At 70.6% G+C, this 18214-nt stretch carries 20 protein-coding genes; 9 read left to right on the top strand and 11 right to left on the bottom strand.

Annotated features, from left to right (window positions below):
- Positions 1-65 precede the first annotated feature (65 nt).
- Positions 66-227, bottom strand: a complete 162-nt coding sequence (locus FG385_RS33960) for a hypothetical protein (RefSeq protein WP_160148830.1) — start codon at positions 225-227, stop codon at positions 66-68.
- 143 nt (positions 228-370) lie between these two features.
- Between FG385_RS33960 and FG385_RS16635 the strand changes: the two genes are divergently transcribed.
- Together FG385_RS16635 and FG385_RS16630 are read left to right on the top strand one after the other, a co-directional pair.
- Entirely contained in the window at positions 371-811 is a 441-nt protein-coding gene (locus tag FG385_RS16635) for a hypothetical protein (protein WP_139097658.1), read from the top strand.
- A 20-nt stretch (positions 812-831) separates the two neighbouring features.
- On the top strand, positions 832-1308 hold the full coding sequence (locus FG385_RS16630; protein ID WP_139097657.1) for a cupin domain-containing protein: 477 nt from the start codon (positions 832-834) through the stop codon (positions 1306-1308).
- 3 nt (positions 1309-1311) lie between these two features.
- Here the strand turns inward: FG385_RS16630 and FG385_RS16625 are convergent, their stop codons facing one another.
- Positions 1312-2535: a flavin-dependent oxidoreductase gene (locus FG385_RS16625; RefSeq protein ID WP_139097656.1), complete on the bottom strand. Its 1224-nt coding sequence runs from the start codon at positions 2533-2535 to the stop codon at positions 1312-1314.
- A 78-nt stretch (positions 2536-2613) separates the two neighbouring features.
- The gene (locus tag FG385_RS16620; RefSeq protein WP_235022604.1) at positions 2614-3537 is read right to left on the bottom strand and encodes a patatin-like phospholipase family protein; all 924 of its coding nucleotides are present in this window, start codon (positions 3535-3537) and stop codon (positions 2614-2616) included.
- 33 nt (positions 3538-3570) lie between these two features.
- On the opposite strand from FG385_RS16620, the gene FG385_RS16615 reads away from it, so the two are divergent.
- Positions 3571-4932: a pyridoxal phosphate-dependent decarboxylase family protein gene (locus FG385_RS16615; RefSeq protein WP_139097655.1), complete on the top strand. Its 1362-nt coding sequence runs from the start codon at positions 3571-3573 to the stop codon at positions 4930-4932.
- Here the strand turns inward: FG385_RS16615 and FG385_RS16610 are convergent.
- On the bottom strand, positions 4929-5606 hold the full coding sequence (locus FG385_RS16610) for a GPR1/FUN34/YaaH family transporter (protein WP_139097654.1): 678 nt from the start codon (positions 5604-5606) through the stop codon (positions 4929-4931). The genes FG385_RS16615 and FG385_RS16610 overlap by 4 nt on opposite strands.
- A gap of 164 nt (positions 5607-5770) precedes the next feature.
- On the opposite strand from FG385_RS16610, the gene FG385_RS16605 reads away from it, so the two are divergent.
- From FG385_RS16605 to FG385_RS16590, 4 genes are read left to right on the top strand one after another with little or no spacing between them, the layout of a single operon-like run.
- Positions 5771-6121 carry a YciI family protein gene (locus FG385_RS16605; protein WP_139097653.1) on the top strand — a complete coding sequence of 117 codons (351 nt, stop codon included), beginning with the start codon at positions 5771-5773 and terminating at the stop codon, positions 6119-6121.
- Positions 6118-7329, top strand: a complete 1212-nt coding sequence (locus FG385_RS16600; RefSeq protein WP_235022602.1) for an RNA polymerase sigma factor — start codon at positions 6118-6120, stop codon at positions 7327-7329. Before FG385_RS16605 ends, FG385_RS16600 begins: the two co-directional genes overlap by 4 nt.
- Before the next feature lie 10 nt (positions 7330-7339).
- Positions 7340-8044, top strand: a complete 705-nt coding sequence (locus tag FG385_RS16595) for a FadR/GntR family transcriptional regulator (RefSeq protein ID WP_139097652.1) — start codon at positions 7340-7342, stop codon at positions 8042-8044.
- 52 nt (positions 8045-8096) lie between these two features.
- Entirely contained in the window at positions 8097-8849 is a 753-nt protein-coding gene (locus FG385_RS16590) for a hypothetical protein (RefSeq protein ID WP_235022601.1), read from the top strand.
- Between the two features lie 10 nt (positions 8850-8859).
- On the opposite strand, the gene FG385_RS16585 is transcribed toward FG385_RS16590, so the two are convergent.
- Positions 8860-10980, bottom strand: a complete 2121-nt coding sequence (locus FG385_RS16585; RefSeq protein WP_139097650.1) for a transglycosylase domain-containing protein — start codon at positions 10978-10980, stop codon at positions 8860-8862.
- Between the two features lie 197 nt (positions 10981-11177).
- Positions 11178-12398, bottom strand: a complete 1221-nt coding sequence (gene fdhA / locus FG385_RS16580) for a formaldehyde dehydrogenase, glutathione-independent (RefSeq protein ID WP_139097649.1) — start codon at positions 12396-12398, stop codon at positions 11178-11180.
- A gap of 246 nt (positions 12399-12644) precedes the next feature.
- Here fdhA and FG385_RS16575 point away from each other — a divergent pair, with 246 nt between their 5' ends.
- Both FG385_RS16575 and FG385_RS33955 read left to right on the top strand, forming a co-directional pair.
- Positions 12645-13088, top strand: a complete 444-nt coding sequence (locus FG385_RS16575; protein ID WP_139097648.1) for a DoxX family protein — start codon at positions 12645-12647, stop codon at positions 13086-13088.
- Positions 13089-13205: 117 nt separating this feature from the next.
- Positions 13206-13364, top strand: a complete 159-nt coding sequence (locus FG385_RS33955; RefSeq protein WP_160148829.1) for a hypothetical protein — start codon at positions 13206-13208, stop codon at positions 13362-13364.
- Here FG385_RS33955 and FG385_RS16570 read toward each other — a convergent pair.
- Genes FG385_RS16570 through FG385_RS16550 form a run of 5 tightly spaced genes read right to left on the bottom strand, consistent with a single transcriptional unit; the run spans position 13361 to position 18211 of the window.
- A complete protein-coding gene (locus FG385_RS16570) occupies positions 13361-13672 on the bottom strand; it encodes an EthD family reductase (RefSeq protein WP_139097647.1) in 312 nt (103 codons plus the stop codon). The genes FG385_RS33955 and FG385_RS16570 overlap by 4 nt on opposite strands.
- Positions 13673-13724: 52 nt before the next feature.
- Positions 13725-15416 (bottom strand): chaperonin GroEL, encoded by a 1692-nt coding sequence (gene groL / locus FG385_RS16565; protein WP_139097646.1) that lies wholly within the window; start codon positions 15414-15416, stop codon positions 13725-13727.
- A 16-nt stretch (positions 15417-15432) separates the two neighbouring features.
- Positions 15433-16458 carry an NAD(P)-dependent alcohol dehydrogenase gene (locus FG385_RS16560; protein ID WP_139097645.1) on the bottom strand — a complete coding sequence of 342 codons (1026 nt, stop codon included), beginning with the start codon at positions 16456-16458 and terminating at the stop codon, positions 15433-15435.
- Positions 16455-17177, bottom strand: a complete 723-nt coding sequence (locus FG385_RS16555) for an iron-sulfur cluster assembly protein (protein WP_139097644.1) — start codon at positions 17175-17177, stop codon at positions 16455-16457. The genes FG385_RS16560 and FG385_RS16555 overlap by 4 nt, the downstream gene beginning before the upstream one ends.
- Positions 17174-18211 carry an amidohydrolase family protein gene (locus FG385_RS16550; protein ID WP_139097643.1) on the bottom strand — a complete coding sequence of 346 codons (1038 nt, stop codon included), beginning with the start codon at positions 18209-18211 and terminating at the stop codon, positions 17174-17176. Before FG385_RS16550 ends, FG385_RS16555 begins: the two co-directional genes overlap by 4 nt.
- Between the last annotated feature and the right edge of the window lie 3 nt (positions 18212-18214).

The raw sequence follows: 18214 nt of genomic DNA, 5'->3' as shown, positions 1-18214 counted from the left end.
CATCGAGGCTAGAGCCGAACGGCGGCCCGGCGGATGGCCTTCGCCCCTCCGGTCGGGGCCGGGTGCTACTCGTCCGGCTCGTCGTCGAGGGCGATACCGCGATCCGACAGGAGAGCCTCGACCGCTCGCTTGAGCCACTTCACGTCTTCGCGAGTGTCGACCACGGTCGTGATGATCGCCGTCACGTCTTCCTCGGTGCGTTGCGCCCGTGATTCCAGGCCGCGCACCCGAGCCTCGAGTCAGCGAAGGTTGTTGCCATGGGACGCGACTCTACCGCCACGATTACGTAGTCGCGGTAAGGGCGAAGGGCTGCCCGTCCGGTGGCCTTCGCCCCTCACCGCGGGGCCGCCGTCGCGGCTAGGCATGGGCCATGAACACCAAAGTGCGCCCGTCCACCCGCTCGCGCCGGGCCGGGTACGTCATCGCGATCGTGCTCGGTGGCGCGCTGGCCTACCTGATCAACGTGGCCCCCGGCTGGGAGGTGCTGCCGTTCCTCACCCCGGAGACGTCCGCGGTGCTGCCGCTCGTGAACGCCTCCATCCTCGTCGGGATCGCCCTCAACCTGATCTGGCTGTTCATCGACCCGCCGTGGTTCACCGCGCTCGGCGGGCTGGCCACCACCGGGCTCGGGCTCGCCGCGCTCGTGCGGTTCTGGCAGGTGTTCCCGGTCGCCTTCGCCGCCGGGTCGTTCAACTGGGCGATGCTGATCCGGATCGGGCTCGTCGTCGGCATCGTGGGTTCGGCCATCGGGTTACTCGTCAATTTCGGATCCTTGCTACGCGCGCTGCCCGGGGTAAAGTCTTCGCGCTGACAACCGGACGCGGAGGTGCCATGAAGCCGGACGAAATCGTGCTGGGCCCGCTCCCGAAGGGGATCACGCTCGCGGGCGAGGGCATGCTCAAGCGGACCTGGAACGTACTGGGTCACACCTACTACATGAAGGCGGCCAGCGAGTCGAGTTTCGCGTTCGAGACCTACGACCCACCGGGCACCGGCGTCCCGCCGCATGTGCACCCGACCCAGGACGAGCACATCTACATCCTCGAGGGCGTGTTCACCCTCTACCTCGACGGCCAGTGGGAAACCGCCGGCCCCGGGGACACCGTGCGCATGCCGCGGGGGCTGCCGCACGCCTACTACAACCGCGGCGAGGCGCCTTCGCGCGGGCTGTTCTGGGTCAGCCCGGCGGGCCGGCTCGCGGAGCTGTTCGACAAGCTGCACAACCTCACCGACCCCGACGAGGTCGTGCGCCTGTCGGCCGAATGCGACGTCGAGTTCCTGCCGCCCGGCTCGGTCGAAGGAGCCTGAGTCTCAGCGGTTGACCTGCTCGCGCGAGGCCCCCGCCGCCTTCGCGTACCCGGCGACCATCGCCTCGAGGTCCGCCGGGTCGATCACGTCCTCCAGGCGCGAAAACCCTTCCGGGGCACGGCGCTCGACCTCGTCGATGACCTGTTCCGGCCCGCCGGCGCGGTTCCTCAGCACCACTTCGGCGGTCATCGGCAGGCGCTCGTCCTGGTACGCCGTCAGCGCGCGCACCGGATCGTCGTGCCGTGCCAGGTGGCCGCTCAGGCTCTTCGCGTCCAGCATGGCCTGGCCGGCGCCGTTCGAGCCCATCGGGTACATCGGATGCGCCGCGTCGCCGAGCAGGGTCACCCGCCCCTGGGTCCAGTACGGCAGCGGATCCCGGTCGCACATCGGGAACTCGAAGACGTCCCCGGTCGCGGCGACGAGCCCGGCGTGGTCGGTGAGCGGCATCGTGAACCGGGCCACGTGCCCGGCCAGCTGAGCCGGATCGACGCGGCGCGACCAGTCCTGGCGCTGCGGCGGCGGATCGCCGGGGTTCCCGGTCTGCAGGCAGATCGCCCAGTTCGTCAGGCGCGTGTCCGGGGTCCGCCCGGGCGCGATCGGGTAGAGCACGAGCTTCGCGGTGTTCCCGCCCGCGATGACCATCTGATGCCCGTCGCCGTACCGCGGCCATTCCGCCGCGCCACGCCACATCATCACGCCGTTCCAGCGCGGCGGGCCCTCGTCCGGGAACAGCGCCGCCCGCACCGTCGAGTGAATGCCGTCGGCGCCCACGAGCACGTCGCCGCGGGCCGAGTCCCCGCCCGCGAACCGCGCCTCGACCCCGTCGGCGTCCTGCTCGAACCCGGCCATCCGGTGCCCCGTCCGGACCGCGTCCGGACCAAGGCGTTCCCGCACCGCCCGCAACAGGACTCCCTGCAACCGCCCGCGATGCACGCTGAACTGCGGCAACGTGAACCCGGCGGCGAGACCGCACGGCCGCCGCATGATCTCCTGGCCGAGCCGGTGCGCGTAGACCAGCTCGTGGGTCCGGATCGCGACCTCGTCGAGCCGGTCGAGCAGCCCCAGTTCGGCCATCTCCTTGACCGCGTGCGGGAGTGCGTTGATGCCCACGCCCAGTTCGTGGACGAGGTCGCTCTGCTCGTGGACCTCGCAGTCGATCCCGTCGTTGTGCAGTCTCAGCGCGGTGAACAGCCCGCCGATCCCCGCGCCGATGATGACGACTCGCATCGCGCCCTCCCGTGCCTTCCCCGGACCGCCCAGAATGCCCGATTCGCAAGCTCGGCGAAACCCGCTGACAGCAGGTAACTACACTCCGATGTCCAAGGCCGTGGCCATGGCTTCGGCGCCGAGATCGAACGCGCGGCGCAGCAACGCCGGATCGACCGCGAGCCGTGAGACCTCCGGCGACCCGGGCGGGACGAGGACCTGCGCGAGCCCACCGGCGGCGGCCAGCCGTTCGTCGTCGGCGCGGCGGCGTTCCGTGCGACCGCGCCACGCGCCGAGCGTGGCGGGCGCGGTACGGCGCAGGAACGCGGTCACCGCGAGGTTCTCCACCCGCGGCGGGGGCAGGGGGCGCTCGTCCACCCGGCGGGAGCGCAGGACCAGCACATGCGTGCAGCCGTCGCGGAGCGCCGAGTGGAAGGGGATCGTCTCGGTCAGCCCGCCGTCGAGCAGCCGCCGGCCGCCGAGCCGGATCAGCGGCCCCGCGAGCAGCGGCAGCCCCGCCGAACCCCGCAACGCGAGCTTGAGGGACTCGGCGCCGGTGAGGTACTCCGCGAGATCGACGACCTCACCGGTGTCGGCGTCCGTGGCGATGGGGTGCAGGCGGCCAGGGCCGGCGAGCACCCCGTCGAAGTCGAGCCCGGCCCAGCGCTGGTAGACCTCGTTCATCAGGAACTCCAGATCCACCACCGGTTTGCGGCGCAACGCGGCGCGCGGCCGGATGACGGTGGGCATGACGTCGGGATGCCACCAGAACGACGCGCCGTGCTGGGCCTTCCCCGACAGCAGCCACGCCCCGGTGATCGCCCCCATCGACGAGCCGTACACGTCGTCGAACACCTGCGTCAGGCCGCGCCGCTCCAGCTCCACGGCCATCCCGCTCGAATAGGTCCCCCGGCTGCCGCCGCCCTCGATCGCCAGTGCGAGCCGGTACGGGTCATGGCGCGCCCCCGGGACGCTGCCGTCCGCCGCCCGTGCGCGCACCAGTTCCAGCACCGAAACGCTCACCCGGCCGAGATTACCGCTGGTTAGGGTCTAGTCATGGAGCTACGCGAGTTACTCGTCACCGCCGCCGCCCGCGCCGCCGACTACCGCGAGCGAGCCGCCGAGAGCCGTGTTTTCCCCGACACCAGCCCGGAATCGGTGCGAGACGCCCTCGGCGCCCTGCCGGAGGATCCGTCTCCCGCGGCGGACGTCGTCGACGAGCTGGTGAAGGCCGCCGAGCCGGCGCTCGTCGCCAGCACCGGTCCGCGGTACTTCGGGTTCGTGACCGGCGGCTCCCTCGACGCGGCGACCGCGGCCGACATCCTGGCCTCCGGCTGGGACCAGAACGGGTTCAACGCGGTCACCTCCCCCGCCGCCGCGGCCGTCGAGGACGTCGCCGCCTCCTGGCTCAAGGAGCTGCTGGGCCTGCCGCCGCACGCGTCGTCCGGATTCGTGACCGGCGGGCAGGCGGCCAACACCGTGTGCCTCGCCGCCGCGCGGCACCACGTGCTCGCCCGCGCCGGCTGGGACGTCGAGCGTTTCGGGCTCCAGGGCGCCCCGCCGGTCCGGGTGGTCGTGAGCGAAGACCGCCACGCGACGATCGACCGCGCGCTGCGCCTGCTCGGACTGGGCACCGCCGCGACGCTGCCCGTGCCCACCGACGACCAGGGCCGCGCCGACACCGCCGCGCTCGCCACCCTGCTGCGCGACGCCGAAGGCCCGAAGATCGTGTGCCTGCAGGCCGGGGACGTCAACACCGGGGCGTTCGACGACTTCCCCGCCGCGATCGAAGCCGCGCACGCGCACGGCGCCTGGGTGCACGTCGACGGCGCGGTCGGGCTGTGGGCGGCGGCGAGCCCGGCCCTGCGCCATCTCACGGCCGGGGTCGCCGCCGCCGACTCGTGGTCCACCGACGGTCACAAATGGCTCAACGTCCCCTATGACAGCGGGTACGCCTTCTGCGCCCACCCCGAAGCGCACGCCGCCGCGACCGCGCTGACCGCCGCGTACCTCACCGGCCAGGACGGGTTCCGCGCGCCCAGCGCGTTCGCCCTCGAGTCGTCCCGCCGCGCCCGCGGGTTCGCGACCTGGGCGGCGCTGCGCGAGCTCGGCCGGTCCGGGCTCGCCGACCTCGTCGACCGGTGCTGCGCGCTCGCCGGCCGGTTCGCCGGCCAGTTGCGCCGGAACGGCGTCACGATCGGCAACGACGTCGTGCTCAACCAGGTGCTCGCCGCGTTCGGCGACGACGAGCGCACCCGGCACGTGCTGGCCGCCGTGCAGCGTTCCGGCGAATGCTGGATGGGCGGCACGACCTTCCACGGCCGCGAGTACATGCGGATCTCGGTGTCCAGCTGGCGCACCACCGAAGCCGACATCGACCGCGCGGCCGGAGCCGTGCTGACCGCGTTCCGCGGTTAGCCGATCAATGGGCGGCCCAGCGGCGGGAACGGCCGCTTGGCACCCATCGCGGTCAGCGCGACGTTCACGAACGCGCCGAAACCGAGGAGCGTGAACACCAGCACGACGTAACCGGCGGTCTTCATCAGGTTGGCGTCACCGGTGCGCGCGCCGGCCGCGGCGAGCGCGAGCGTCACCACCACCAGTGCCACCACCGCCGGGTAGACCATGGGCAGGCGCAGGCACGGCACCAGCAGGAACAGGAACAGGGAGCCCCAGGCGATGAAGAACAGCGTCTGGGTCGCGGCCACGTCGGCGGCGCCGATCCCGTACCAGTTGTGGCCGAGCCCGAGCAGCAGCGCGCCGAAGCTGAGCCAGAACCCGGCGAACGTCCCGGTGATACCCGCGACCATGGTCTGCGCCAGCAGCGCCGCCCAGACCGTCACGATCGTCAGGAAGAGCCCGGTGCCGAGCAGCACGATCGGGATGACGGCGCCGAGCGCGGTCGCCGGCACGACGCCGATCAGCGCCATGCCGAGCGCCAGCGAGCCGACCGCGAAGATCGGCAGACCGACGATGAGCGGGTCCCCGCCCGCGCCGACCACGATGTCGGTCGGTCCCTGCCGCTCGACCATCTCGCGGACCTCGTGATGTGTTGGAGTGGCCGGAGCCTGATTGCTCTGCAGCTGTGACATGACGATCCACCTATCCCCGTCGGCAGTCCCTATCGGACCGATTAGAGACCAGCCAGACTGTGACGCGCGTCTCAATCTGAGACACCACCGGGGCTACTGTCGAATCCGGGCCGGGGCCGTTCGTATAGGTGGTGCCAAGCGAACGACGAGACAAGGAGAATCCGATGACGAAGTACCTGCTCAGCGTCGTCCAGCCGGCCGGAGCCGAGCGCCCCGCGCCCGACGTGCTGGCCGGCATCATGAGGAACGTCGAGGCCTGGCGCGAAGAGGTGCAGGAGGCCGGGGCCTGGGTCTTCAGCGGCGGCCTCCACGCGCCTGACACGGCGACCGTGCTGCGCCCGCGCGACGGCGAAGCGCTGATGACCGACGGGCCGTTCGCCGAAGGCAAGGAGTACATCGGCGGGCTCAGCATCATCGACGCGCCGGACCTGGACGCCGCGCTCGAGTGGGGCCGCAAGGCCGCCCTCGCGACGACGCTCCCCATCGAGGTGCGCCCCTTCGTCGACGAGCCGTGAAGACCCGGATCGAGGAGATCTTCCGGGCCGAGTACGGGCGCGCGGTCTCGGTCCTGGTCCGCGTCTTCGGCGACATCGACCTCGCCGAAGAGGCGGTCCAGGACGCCTTCGCCGCCGCGCTCGCGAACTGGCCGTCGGCCGGGCTTCCGCCGAGCCCGGCCGGCTGGATCATCACGACCGCGCGCAACCGCACCATCGACCGGCTGCGGCGTGAGGCGTCCAGGGAGGACCGCCACGCCCGGGCCGCGCTGCTGCACGCGGGCGACGACGAGATACCGGAGGGCCCGGTGCGTGACGAACGGCTGCGTCTCATCTTCACCTGCTGCCATCCGGCGCTCGCCCCGGCCGCGCGCGTCGCGCTGACCCTGCGGCTGCTCGGCGGGCTCACCACCGCCGAGATCGCGCGGGCGTTCCTGGTACCGGAAACCACCATGGCGCAACGGATCGTGCGGGCCAAGGCCAAGATCCGGCAGGCTCGCATCCCCTACCGGGTGCCGCGCGAAGCCGACCTGCCCGACCGGCTGCGCGCCGTGCTCGCGGTCGTGTACCTGATCTTCACCGAGGGCCACACCGCGAGTTCGGGCGGCCGGCTCGTGCGGGAGGACCTGTGCGCCGAGGCGATCCGGCTGGGCCGGGTACTCGCCGAGTTGATGCCCGACGAACCCGAGGTGCTCGGCCTGCTCGCGCTGATGCTGCTGACCGAGTCACGGCGCGGCGCCCGCACCGGTCCGGCCGGTGAGCTGATCCCGCTGGCCGAGCAGGATCGCGCGCGGTGGGATCGCGAACTCATCAGCGAAGGGCAGGGGCTCGTGCGGCGGTGCCTGCGGCGCGGGCGGCCCGGGCCGTACCAGATCCAGGCGGCCATCAACGCCGTGCACGGCGACGCGCCGTCCGCGGCCGAGACCGAGTGGCCGCAGATCGTGGCGCTGTACGACCACCTCCTCACCGTGAGCCCCACGCCGGTGGTGGCGCTCAACCGCGCGGTCGCGGTCGCGGAGGTCGACGGGCCCGCCGCGGCCCTACGCCTCGTCGAGGGCCTGGATCTCGGGCACTATCACCTGTTCCACGCGATTCGGGCCGATCTGCTGCGGAGGCTCGGCCGCGAGACCGAGGCCGCCGAAGCGTACGAAGAAGCCATCGCCCGTACGGACAACGCGGCGGAGCGGGCCTTCCTGCGCGGGCGGCTGGCTGAGCCACCTATCCACTAGGCTGAAGCGCGTGTCCGATCCGCTACGCCCGGTCGCGCGGCCCCGCCTCTACGAACAGGTGGTGAGCCAGCTACGCGCGTACGCCGACGCCGCCGGCCTCAGGACCGGCGACCGGCTGCCGTCCGAACGGGATCTCGCCGAACGCCTGCGAGTCAGCCGCGCCTCGCTGAAACAGGCCATCGTCGTGCTCGAAGTGCAGGGACTCGTGGAGATCCGCCACGGCGGCGGTACCTATCTCCGCACCGACAGCCTGCATCCGGAGCCGGTCGAGAAGCTGGTCGAGCGCCGCCGTCGCCTGCCCGACGTGCTCGACGCCCGCGAGGCGATGGAGACGAAACTCGCCGAACTCGCCGCGACGCGGCGGACCGAAGCCGACCTCGACGAGATCGAAGCCGCGCTCACCGCGATGCGCGCCGAGATCGAGAGCGGTGCCTTCGGCGAGGACGGCGATCGCCGCTTCCACGCCGCCGTGACCGCCGCCGCGCACAGCGAACTGCTGGCCGATTTCATGGCCAAGATCGCCGACCAGATCGCGGAAACCCGCCAGGAGTCGCTGCGGCAACCCGCCCGGCCGCCCCAGTCGCTCGCGCAGCATACGAAGATCGCCGAGGCGATCCGCGCGCGTGACCCGGCCGCCGCGGCCGGTGCGATGCGCGCGCATCTCGAAACGGTCCGCCACGTGCGGCTGCTCACCTGGCAGCCCGACGCCACCTGACCGGCCTTCCTTGCTATAAGTAATCGTGCGGGTCGGCCGGTGGGGATGTCTGGTGCTCGTCCTCGCCGTGGTCGCGGGCGGCGTGACGTGGCTGGTGCTCGCGTCCCGGAAGCCGCCGCCCCCGGCCTGCTCGTTCGCCGACTACAGCGTCGCCCCGGAGCAGGCGCAGAACGCCGCGACGATCGCGGCGGTCGGCATGCGGCTCGGGATGCCGGACCACGCGGTGACCGTCGCGCTCGCGACCGCGATGCAGGAGTCGAAGCTGCGCAACCTCACCGGCGGCGACCGGGACTCGGCGGGCCTGTTCCAGCAGCGGCCGAGCCAGGGCTGGGGCACCTACCAGCAGGTCACGGACCCGATCCACGCGGCGACGGCGTTCTACGAGCGGCTGCGGGCCCAGCCGAACTGGATGAACCTGACGGTGACGCAGGCGGCCCAGCTGGTGCAGCGGTCGGCCGCGCCGGACGGGTACGCGCGCTGGGAGTCCGAAGCCCGGGCGCTCGCGGGCGCGCTCACCGGTGAGACCCCGGGCGTCTTCACCTGCCACGATCTGGTGCCAGGCGCGCCGGCGGCGGACCTGGTGACGACCGCGGACGCCGAACTGGGCACGGCGGTGTTCACCGGCCCGCACGACGCCACCCGCGGCTGGGCGCTGGCCACCTGGCTGGTCGCGAACGCGAACCGGTTCGCCGTGGACCGCGTCACCTTCGACGGCCGCACCTGGACGGCCTCGGACGGCGCCTGGTCCGCCAGCGGCCCCCCGGACGGCCAGTTGTCACTGCACCAGGCGACGCCGGCGAGCTAGGTTCCGGCTCCTAGCCCAGCGCCGGGCGATGCCGGGAACTCGACGTCGGGGTGGTCGTGCCGGTGGTGCAGCCGTACGGGAAGCAGCTCGGCGGAGTAAGGCTGTGCTTGGGCGGGCGCTGCCGCGGGAGGGTCGGGCTCGGGGGTTCCGACGGGGGCATCGACGTCTGCGGGACGGTACTGGGCGGGGGCACGGTGGTGGGCGTGGTCAGGTCCGGCGCCTGCGGGAAGGCCTCCGCGGGTTTGCCGTTGAGGTACTGGTTCATGTACGCCTGCCAGATGTAGCCGGGCTCTTCGCGGCCGTAGACGTCGTAGTGGTGTTCCTTGCCGATGCCGTTGTGGTAGTTGCCGTAGATGGGGGCGGGCTGTTTCTTGTTGCCGAACCAGACGGCGGTAACGACGTGGGGCGTGTAGCCGACCATCCAGGCTTCGGAGTTGTGGCCGGTGTCCTGGAACTGGGCGGTGCCGGTCTTGGCCGCGTTCGGCCGCCCGCCCGCGAGCCCGTCGCCGGACGAGTCGGCGACCGAGGTCATCGACTGGGTCACGATCGACGCGATCGCCGAATTCGTCACGGGATCGCTGGAGAAGGCTGGTTTCGGGGCCGTGGTGAACCCGTACACCGGGCTGCCGTTGTCATCGGTCACCCGCGCCACCAGATGTAACGGCACATACTGCCCGCCGGCGGCGAACGTGGCATACCCCTGGGCCTGATCCAGCGGGCGCACCGCGTACTGCCCGATCGAAATCCCCAGTTCCGTCGTGCCCGTCCCCGACCCGTCCGGGTTGTCGTTCTGCAACGAATCGAACGACGCCCCCAGCGAGGTGGTGATCTTTTTCGGGATGCCCGCGTCCCACGCGGCCTGCCGCACCGCGCTCACCCCGACGTCGGCCCCCATCCGGTAGAACACCGTGTTCACCGACTTGGTCATCGCGTCCTTCACGGTGATCTGTGGCGCGCCTTCCCCGTCGGAGTTGTGCACCAGCTGCCCGGCGATCGTCTGGTTGTCGCTGCCGTCGTAGACCGTGTTCAGCCCGATCCGGTCCGGTTGCGCCCGCACCCCCGCCGCCAGCACGTACGGTTTGAACGAGGACCCCGGCTGCTGCGGCGTGGTCGCCAGGTCATACGACGTGGACCCGTCGCCCCCGTAGTACGCCAGGATCTCCCCCGACTGCGGGTCGGCCGACACCAGCGCACTGCCCTCGTCCGGATACTCCTTGTCCGCGGCCATCACCGTTGTCACCGCCTGCTCGGCGGCCTGCTGCGCCGCCGGCTGGATCGTCAAGTACACCTTCGCCCCGCGCGCGCTCAGCGCCTGCTCCGAATACCCCTTCGCGGCCAGCTCCGCGAACGCCTGCGACACGATGTATTGCCGGTCCCCCAACGCCGACCCGCCGTCCTTCGCCGCCACCGGCACCGGGGCCGGGAACGGCGCCGCCTGATACTCGGCCTGCGAAACCCAGTGATTCGCCAGCAACCGGCCCATCACATACGAGTACCGGCGATGCTGGTACGCGGTGCTGTCCGCCTGCCCCGGCAGCTGCACCAGCCCCGCGAGCAAAGCCGCCTGCTCCGTGGACAGCTTCGAGACATCCTCGTTGTAGTAGGCCTTCGCCGCCGCGGCGACCCCGTACGCTCCGCGCCCGAAATACACCGTGTTCAGATACGCGGTCAGAATGTCCTGCTTCGAATAGGTGCGCGTCATCTTGTACGACTGCACCATCTCCACGAACTTCCGGGACAACGTCGCCTCGTCGTTGCCCGTCGCCTTCTTCACGTACTCCTGGCCGATCGTCGACCCGCCGCCCGTACCACCGGTCAACCGGTTCCACACCGTCCGCAGAATCGCCTTGAGATCGAAGCCTGCGTTCGACATGAACGTCTCGTCCTCGGCCGCCATCTGCGCGTCCCGCATCGTCTGCGGGATCTGATCCCAGGTCACCAGGCGGTGGCTGTCCTCCGTCGACTTCGTGTACAGCGTCGAGCCGTCCGCGTAGAACAGCGTCACCGGCTGGTTCAGGCTCGCCGCCAGCGCATTCGGATCGGGCACCTCCACCAGGAAATACCCGATCACGAACGCCGCCACCGGCACGAACATCCCCAACCCCACCAGCACATACAACGACCGGCGCACCCGCCGCCACACCTTGCGGCGGCGGGGGTCCGGCCGTCTCGCCGCGTGAGAGGGCACGTTGCGATGAGCTCCGCCGTTGTCCACGAGTCGACCTCCGCACTGTCACACGCGGCTGCCGGCGGGTTGGTTCGGGCGGCACGCCGAGTTCCGCCCGTCACTCTAAAGGGCGAGCGGAACCCAGTATGCCGATGGTCGTGTCAGGCGTGCGAAAGCAGCCCGTGCGGGTCGAGCACGTACTTGCGGGCCGCCCCGCTGTCGAACTCCTGGTAACCCCGCGGCGCGTCGGCGAGCGCGATCGGCGTCGCGTTGACCGCCTTCGCGATCTGGACCCTGTCGTGCAGGATCGCCATCATCAACCGCCGGTGGTACCGCATCACCGGGCACTGGCCGGTCGCGAAGGTATGCGATTTCGCCCAGCCGAGCCCGATCCGGATCGACAGGGAGCCCTCGCGGGCCGCCGCGTCCGCCGCACCCGGGTCCCCGGTGACGTACAGGCCCGGAATGCCAAGGCCGCCACCGGCTCGCGTGACATCCATCATCGAGTTGAGCACCGTGGCCGGTTTCTCCGTTCCCGCGTCGTGGCCGTGGCCCCGCGCTTCGAACCCGACCGCGTCCACGCCGCAGTCGACCTCCGGCACGCCGAGGATCTCCACGATCTGGTCCTTCGGATCGCCCCGCGACACGTCGACGGTTTCGCAGCCGAACGACCGTGCCTGCGCGAGCCGGTCGGCGTTGAGGTCACCGACGATGACCACCGCGGCGCCGAGCAGCTGCGCCGACGCGGCGGCGGCGAGCCCGACGGGGCCCGCGCCCGCGATGTACACGGTCGAGCCGACCGTGACCCCGGCCGTGACGCAGCCGTGGAACCCGGTCGGGAAGATGTCCGAAAGCATCGTGAGATCGAGGATCTTCTCCATCGCCTGGTCCCGGTCGGGGAACTTCAGCACGTTCCAGTCCGCGTACGGCACCAGCACGTACTCGGCCTGGCCGCCGACCCAGCCGCCCATGTCCACGTACCCGTAGGCGGAACCGGGCCGGTCCGGGTTGACGTTGAGGCAGATCCCGGTCTTGCCCTCCTTGCAGTTGCGGCACCGCCCGCACGCGATGTTGAACGGCACCGAGACCAGGTCGCCCCGCTTGACGAACTCGACGTCCCGGCCGACCTCGACCACCTCGCCGGTGATCTCGTGGCCGAGGATGAGCCCTTCCGGCGCCGTCGTGCGGCCGCGGACCATATGCTGGTCACTGCCGCAGATGTTGGTCGCGACGTTCTTCAGGATCACGCCGTGGGGTGTCTCGCGGCCCACGTTCGCCTTGTTGACGCCGGGCCCGTCCCGCAGGACGAACTCCGGGTAGGCGATGTCCTGGATCTCGACGGTGCCCTTGCCGACGTACGCCACGCCTTTGTTGCCTGCCATCGTGCACCTCGCCTTCTGGTCGGACAATGCCATAATCCTATCCGCCCGACCGCCGGTCGCGCGACCGTAAAGTGTCCACAATGGACAGATAGCCGGCTCCCGTGCACCCCGCGTACCGGGCGAACACGTCCGGGTAGTCCAGGATCGCGGTGAAGTCCGCGAAAAAAATCTTGAAAACTCGTGTCGATCCGGGGCGGGCCCGGTTCGACGTGGGGGTGAAGGCAACCACTGGAGAGAGGAACCGCCATGACCACCACGACCGCCCCCGCGACCCGCAAGCCCGCCGTCAAGCCCGCCGAATACGTGCTCACCGCGCTGCGCGTCGTTTCCGGATTCCTGTTCGCCTGCCACGGCGCGCAGGGTTTCGGCGCCTTCGGCGGGATCGACGGCCAGGGCACCGGGGTGCAGTTCGGGATGTGGCCCGGCTGGTGGGCGAGCGTCATCGAACTGGTGGCCGGCGCGCTCGTGTGCACCGGCCTCGGGACCCGTGCCGCCGCCGTGCTGTGCTCGGGGACGATGGCCTACGCGTACTTCACCGTGCACCAGCCGATGGGCCTGCTGCCGCTGCAGAACATGGGCGAGCCTGCCGCCCTCTACGCCTGGATCTTCCTGCTGATCGCGGTCGCGGGACCGGGCCGGCGCGCGCTGGGCGGCCTGCTCGGCTCGGGAACATCCCGCTGGTCACGTTGATCGCCCCGGCGAGGCCGGAGGCCAGGAGCGCGGCGGTCGCCGCGACCTGGCCCCCGCCCCGCGGCTACCGTCCGATACCCGGCATCGGCTCGCGCCGTCACCGGTTAGAGTGCGGGCATGAACGTCGAGCCCGACCACCCCCGGCTCACCTGGCCGGACCGCCTGGGGCTGCTGCTGGCCGCGGCCGCCGTCATCGCGATCGTGCTCGTGGTAGGCCAGCAGGCGCTGCCCCCCGCCGGTTCACAGCCGGCGCCCACGCCGACAGCCCAGCCTTAGACCACCTTCTCCACCTCGGCGAACAGGACGTGGAACTGGCCCGGCCGGGCGAAGTTCGCTACATCCCCGACGGCCGCGCCCCCGGCCGCCGACGCCAGCGCCGCCTGCGCATGCTCCTTCGACTCCCAGTCGAGCACCGCCACGACGAAGAAGCCGGGCTTCTCCCCGCCGGGGCTCTCGCTCACACCCCAGCCGAACGACCGCAGCTCGGGCAGCTTCTCGACCAGCGGCGCGTGCACTTCGCGATAGTGCTTCAGGAACTTCTCCGGATCCTCGGGGTGGTCGTAGACGACCGTCATGCGATACATGCACCCCATCATGCGGGTTCACCCCGCCCGAGGCCAGCACGCCGCACGCCGGTCAGCCGACCGACGGCCCCAGCCCGAGCGACTGCGGTGTGCTCGCGTCGGGTGAGGGCTGGTGCAGGCCCTCGTCGAGCGGCCCGTACTCGGTCATCAGCGCGGGGCTGCCGCCCCACGGGGTCTGCTCCTCGGCGATCAGGGAGTTCGTCGTGAGCAGGAGCCCGGCGACCGAGGCGCCGTTCTGGAGCGCCGACCGGCACACGCGCAGCGGGTCGATGATGCCCATGTCGATCATGTTCCCGTAGCGCTCGAGCAGCGCGTCGAACCCGTCGTCGTCGCCGAGGCCGCGGACGTGCTCGACGATCTCGTGCGCCGGATACCCGGCATTGCTCGCGATGAGGAACGCGGGCTCGGCCAGCGCGCGCCGCACGATGTCCGCGCCGGTCGCGTAGTCGCCGTCGAGACCGAGGCCTTCGAGGACCTTCTCCGCGTGCAGCAGCGCCGCGCCGCCGCCCGCGACGATGCCCTCCGCCATCGCCGCGCGGGTCGCCGAGAGGGCGTCCTCCACGCGGTGCTGCAGCTCCTTGAGCTCCGCGGGAGTCGCGGCGCCGACGCGGATCATCGCGACCTTCCCGGTCAGGGCGCCGATCCGCTCGGTCAGCACGTCCTCGTCGATCCCGAACTGCGCCCGCTCCAGTTCCGCGCGCAGCTGGTTCACCCGGAACTCGACGTCCGCCTGCGATCCGGCGCCGCCGACGATCGTCGTCATGTTCTCGGTCACCCGGACCTGCTTGGCGCGGCCGAGGTGCTCGAGCGTCATCGTCTCCAGCGAGAACCCGGACTGCCGGGACAGCACCGAACCGCCCACGACCGCCGCGAGGTCTTCCAGTTTGTGCAGCCGCCGGTCGCCGAACCCGGGCGCGCGCACCGCCACCGACCGGAAGGTGCCGTTGACCTGGTTGTGCACCAGCATGCTCAGCGCGGATCCCTCGACGGTCTCGGCGATGAGCACCAGCGGCCGCGGCGACCGCATGATCTTGTCCAGGACCGGCATCAGCTGCTGGACGTTCGTCACCTTCTCCGCGCACATCAGGATGTACGGATCGTCGAGCACCGCCTCCAGCCGCCCCGGATCGGTCACCAGATACGGCGAGAGGTAGCCGTTGTCGAACTCGAAGCCCTCCACGAAATCGACCGTCATCCCGATCTGTGGCGACTCCTCGACGGTCACCACGCCGCCGTCGCCGACGGTGTGCAGCGCCTTGGCGATCACCGCGCCGACCGCGTCGTCGTCGTTGGCCGAGATCGCGGCGACCCGCGCGTAGTCCTGTTCGGACACCACGGGATGCGCCGCCTTCTCCAGGTACTCCACCAGCCTGCCGACCGCGTGGTCGATGCCGCGCTTGACGAGTACGGGGTTTCCGCCGCGGCCGATCGCCTTCATCCCTTCACGCACGATGGCCTGCGCGATCACCGTCGCCGTGGTGGTGCCGTCGCCGACCACGTCGTTGGTCTTGATCGCCGCTTCCTTGACCAGTTGCGCGCCCATGTTCTCGAACTGGTTCTTCAGGTGGATCTCGCGCGCGATGGTGACGCCGTCGTTGGTCACCACGGGCGAGCCGGTGATCTTCTCGATGATCACGTTGCGCCCCTTGGGGCCCAGCGTGGACTTGACGGCCTCCGCGAGCTTGTCCACACCGGACAGCAGCATCTCGCGGGCGTCAGAGCCGAAACGCAGTTCCTTGGCCATCAGGTGCTCCTCAAGCTCACGGGGTCAGGATGGCGCGGCCGCGGACACGGCCGGCGTCGAGATCGGCCAGCGCGTCCAGCGCCGCTTCCAGTGGGTACTTCTTCGTGTGCAGGGTGACCTGGCCGGTCTGTGCCAGCACCATCAGCTCGACGAGGTCGTTGTAGGTGCCGACGAGGTTCCCCACCACGTTCCGCTCCGTCGAGATGATGTCGATGGTGGGGATGTCGATGTTGCTGCCGTAGCCGATCACGAACTGCGAGCCGTTCCGGCGGGTCATCGCGAACGCGTCCTGCTGCGCGCCCTGCTCGGCGACGAAGTCGAGCACGACCTCGGCGCCGTTGCCGCCGGTCAGCTCCAGCACGGACTCGACCTGCTTGCCGTCGGCCAGCACCGTCTCGTCCGCGCCCAGCTCCTCGGCGAGCTTGAGGGCTTCCGCGTTGCGGTCCACCACCACGACCTTCGTCGCGGTAAGCGCTTTCAGCGACTGGATGCCGATATGCCCCAGCCCCCCGGCCCCGTTCACGACGCACACCGTGCCCGGGTACAGCAGCGGCACCGCCTTGCGCACCGCGTGGTAGGCGGTGATGCCCGCGTCCGCGAGGGCGGCGACGTCTTCCGGCCGGGTCGCCGGGTCGAGCTTGATGCACGCCCGCGCCGACGTCAGCAGGTACTCGGCCATCCCGCCGTCGGAGTCGATACCGGGGAACACGCTGTTCTCGCAGTGCATGTCGTTGCCCGCACGGCAGGCGTGGCACAGCCCGCAGGTCGGCGTCGGGTGCAGGATGACCGTGTCCCCGACCTCCACATTGGACACCGCGGAGCCGACCTCCTGCACCCAGCCCGCGTTCTCGTGCCCGATCGTATAGGGCAGGCCCACTCCGGACTTCTCCGCCCACTGGCCCTCGATGATGTGCAGATCGGTGCGGCACACCCCGGCGCCCCCGATCTTGACGACCACGTCGAACGGGCCCTTCGCGGTGGGCTCCGGCACCTGTTCGATCACGGGCTGCCGGTGGTACTCGTGCAGCCGGACGGCTTTCATCCCGCACCCTCCTGTCCTGAAGTCTCCGGATAGCGCACGCGCAACATCCCGCGGCACACGCCTGAGTTCGCCTCCATGCTGGTACGGGTGAGCCGGGCGAACGCCAGATGCCGCTTGACGTTCCCCGGCTCGACCCGCCCGCCGCTGTCGGGGTCGATCAGCAGCGGATCCCCGTCGCCTGCCGGCAGGCCGAGCTCACGGCGGCGGGCGCGCAACCGTTCCCGGTCAGCGCCGCCGGGAACGTCGCCGAGCGTGAGCTCCGGCAGGCGAGCGGCTTCCACCCCCGCGGACACCAGCGCGCGGCACACCCGGTCGGTGCCGGCGAGCACCGCCTTGCGCAGGAAGTCCGCGCGCAGGTCGTCGAGTTCGGCGGCCGCCTCGCCCTCGAACGAAGCGACGAAACCGGAGCGCGCCGCCACGCCCCGGTTGATGGCTTCGGCCGCGAAGTGGTCCTGCAGCACCACTTCCGCCGCCTCGACGCCCGGCACCGCGGCCACGGCGTCGAAGGCGTCGGCGACCATCAGGAACGCGAAGTTCGGCGCGCAGAAGTAGGTGGGCAGGCGCAGCTCGACACGCGCCCGCCCCGCCTCGACCTCGCACCGCGCGACGAAGCCGAGATCGGTCAGCGGTTCGTCCAGTTCGGGATCCCGTACGGTGCCCAGCGCCGACCACACCGCAGCGTGGCCGGCGCGGACGTCCGTCGCACGAATCGCCGTCATGGGTTCGGCACGCCGACCGGTTCGGCCACCTTCGGCGCCGCGAGCCGCAGCTCTTCGGGCACTTCGATGTCGTACAGCCGCGCCGCGTTGAGCCCGAGTATCTTCTTCTTCTGTGCCACGGTCAGCGGCGGGAAGTCGCTCAGCTCCTCGTCTTCGGGCATGTTCCAGTCGACGAAGCCCTCGACCTGCCACTTCGGTTCCCAGATCGCGTAGTCGGCGCCGAAGATCAGCTTGTCCTCGCCGAGCCAGAACATCAGCTCGCCCATGACCTTCGCGAAGAACTTCGGCCTGGCGTGCATCAGCCCGCCGACCACCACCGCCAAGCCCGCGTACACGTTGCGCTCCTGCGTCGCCATGAAGCAGAAGTCCTCGATCCGCGGCAGCCCGACGTGCTCGACGATGAAGTTGAGCCCCTGGAAGTTCGTCGCCACGTAGTCCACATCGGACACGTCGAAGGCGTCCTTGTCCAGCGGCCAGATCGTCGGTCCCTTGTGGACGTGGATGTTCTTGACGCCCAGTTCCTCACACTTCTCCAGGTACCGCGCGGACTCCGGGTCCTTCAGGCTCCAGCCCCGCGAGTCGCCCCGCCATTCGGCCGTGTAGAGCTTGACGCCCTTGCAGCCGAACCGCTTCACCCGCTCCTCGAAAGCCCGCATCCCCGCGTCACCCTCTCGCGGGTCGAACGTGGTGTTCACCAGGAACTTCCCGGGATGCCGCTCGGCCATCGCGCCGTCGGACTCCGTGGTGTTGAACCCGTTGACGTACCACTGCCGCAGGTTCGTGGGCTGGAAGATCGCCTTGTCCACATGCCCGACCTCGAACAGGTCGTGCATCATCAGCTCTTCGGAGTACTTCTGGAACCGGTCGATCGGCCAGTGCGTCTCCGCCGGGCCGAGGCCCTGGTAGGCGTGGAAGCATTCGATCCAGCCCTTGGCGAACTCCTCCTGGCCCGGCACCCAGTTCTCCGGGCTCGCGTCCCAGAAATGCGTGTGCCCGTCGACCACGAAGTACTTCTCACCGTCCTTTTCGTACATCTC

It is taken from the genome of Amycolatopsis alkalitolerans (assembly GCF_006152065.1).
Classification (GTDB): domain Bacteria; phylum Actinomycetota; class Actinomycetes; order Mycobacteriales; family Pseudonocardiaceae; genus Amycolatopsis_E; species Amycolatopsis_E alkalitolerans.
This window is presented reverse-complemented; position numbering and strand designations above follow the sequence as displayed.

Excerpts from the sequence above, each read along its gene's own strand:
- FG385_RS16630 (WP_139097657.1), top strand. The coding sequence starts at position 832 with ATGAAGCCGGACGAAATCGTGCTGGGCCCGCTCCCGAAGGGGATCACG.
- FG385_RS16610 (WP_139097654.1), bottom strand. The coding sequence starts at position 5,606 with ATGTCACAGCTGCAGAGCAATCAGGCTCCGGCCACTCCAACACATCAC.
- FG385_RS16560 (WP_139097645.1), bottom strand. The coding sequence starts at position 16,458 with ATGAAAGCCGTCCGGCTGCACGAGTACCACCGGCAGCCCGTGATCGAA.
- groL (WP_139097646.1), bottom strand. The coding sequence starts at position 15,416 with ATGGCCAAGGAACTGCGTTTCGGCTCTGACGCCCGCGAGATGCTGCTG.
- FG385_RS16570 (WP_139097647.1), bottom strand. The coding sequence starts at position 13,672 with ATGTATCGCATGACGGTCGTCTACGACCACCCCGAGGATCCGGAGAAG.
- FG385_RS16575 (WP_139097648.1), top strand. The coding sequence starts at position 12,645 with ATGACCACCACGACCGCCCCCGCGACCCGCAAGCCCGCCGTCAAGCCC.
- FG385_RS16605 (WP_139097653.1), top strand. The coding sequence starts at position 5,771 with ATGACGAAGTACCTGCTCAGCGTCGTCCAGCCGGCCGGAGCCGAGCGC.
- fdhA (WP_139097649.1), bottom strand. The coding sequence starts at position 12,398 with ATGGCAGGCAACAAAGGCGTGGCGTACGTCGGCAAGGGCACCGTCGAG.
- FG385_RS16550 (WP_139097643.1), bottom strand. The coding sequence starts at position 18,211 with ATGTACGAAAAGGACGGTGAGAAGTACTTCGTGGTCGACGGGCACACG.
- FG385_RS16555 (WP_139097644.1), bottom strand. The coding sequence starts at position 17,177 with ATGACGGCGATTCGTGCGACGGACGTCCGCGCCGGCCACGCTGCGGTG.
- FG385_RS16625 (WP_139097656.1), bottom strand. The coding sequence starts at position 2,535 with ATGCGAGTCGTCATCATCGGCGCGGGGATCGGCGGGCTGTTCACCGCG.
- FG385_RS16615 (WP_139097655.1), top strand. The coding sequence starts at position 3,571 with ATGGAGCTACGCGAGTTACTCGTCACCGCCGCCGCCCGCGCCGCCGAC.
- FG385_RS33955 (WP_160148829.1), top strand. The coding sequence starts at position 13,206 with ATGAACGTCGAGCCCGACCACCCCCGGCTCACCTGGCCGGACCGCCTG.
- FG385_RS16635 (WP_139097658.1), top strand. The coding sequence starts at position 371 with ATGAACACCAAAGTGCGCCCGTCCACCCGCTCGCGCCGGGCCGGGTAC.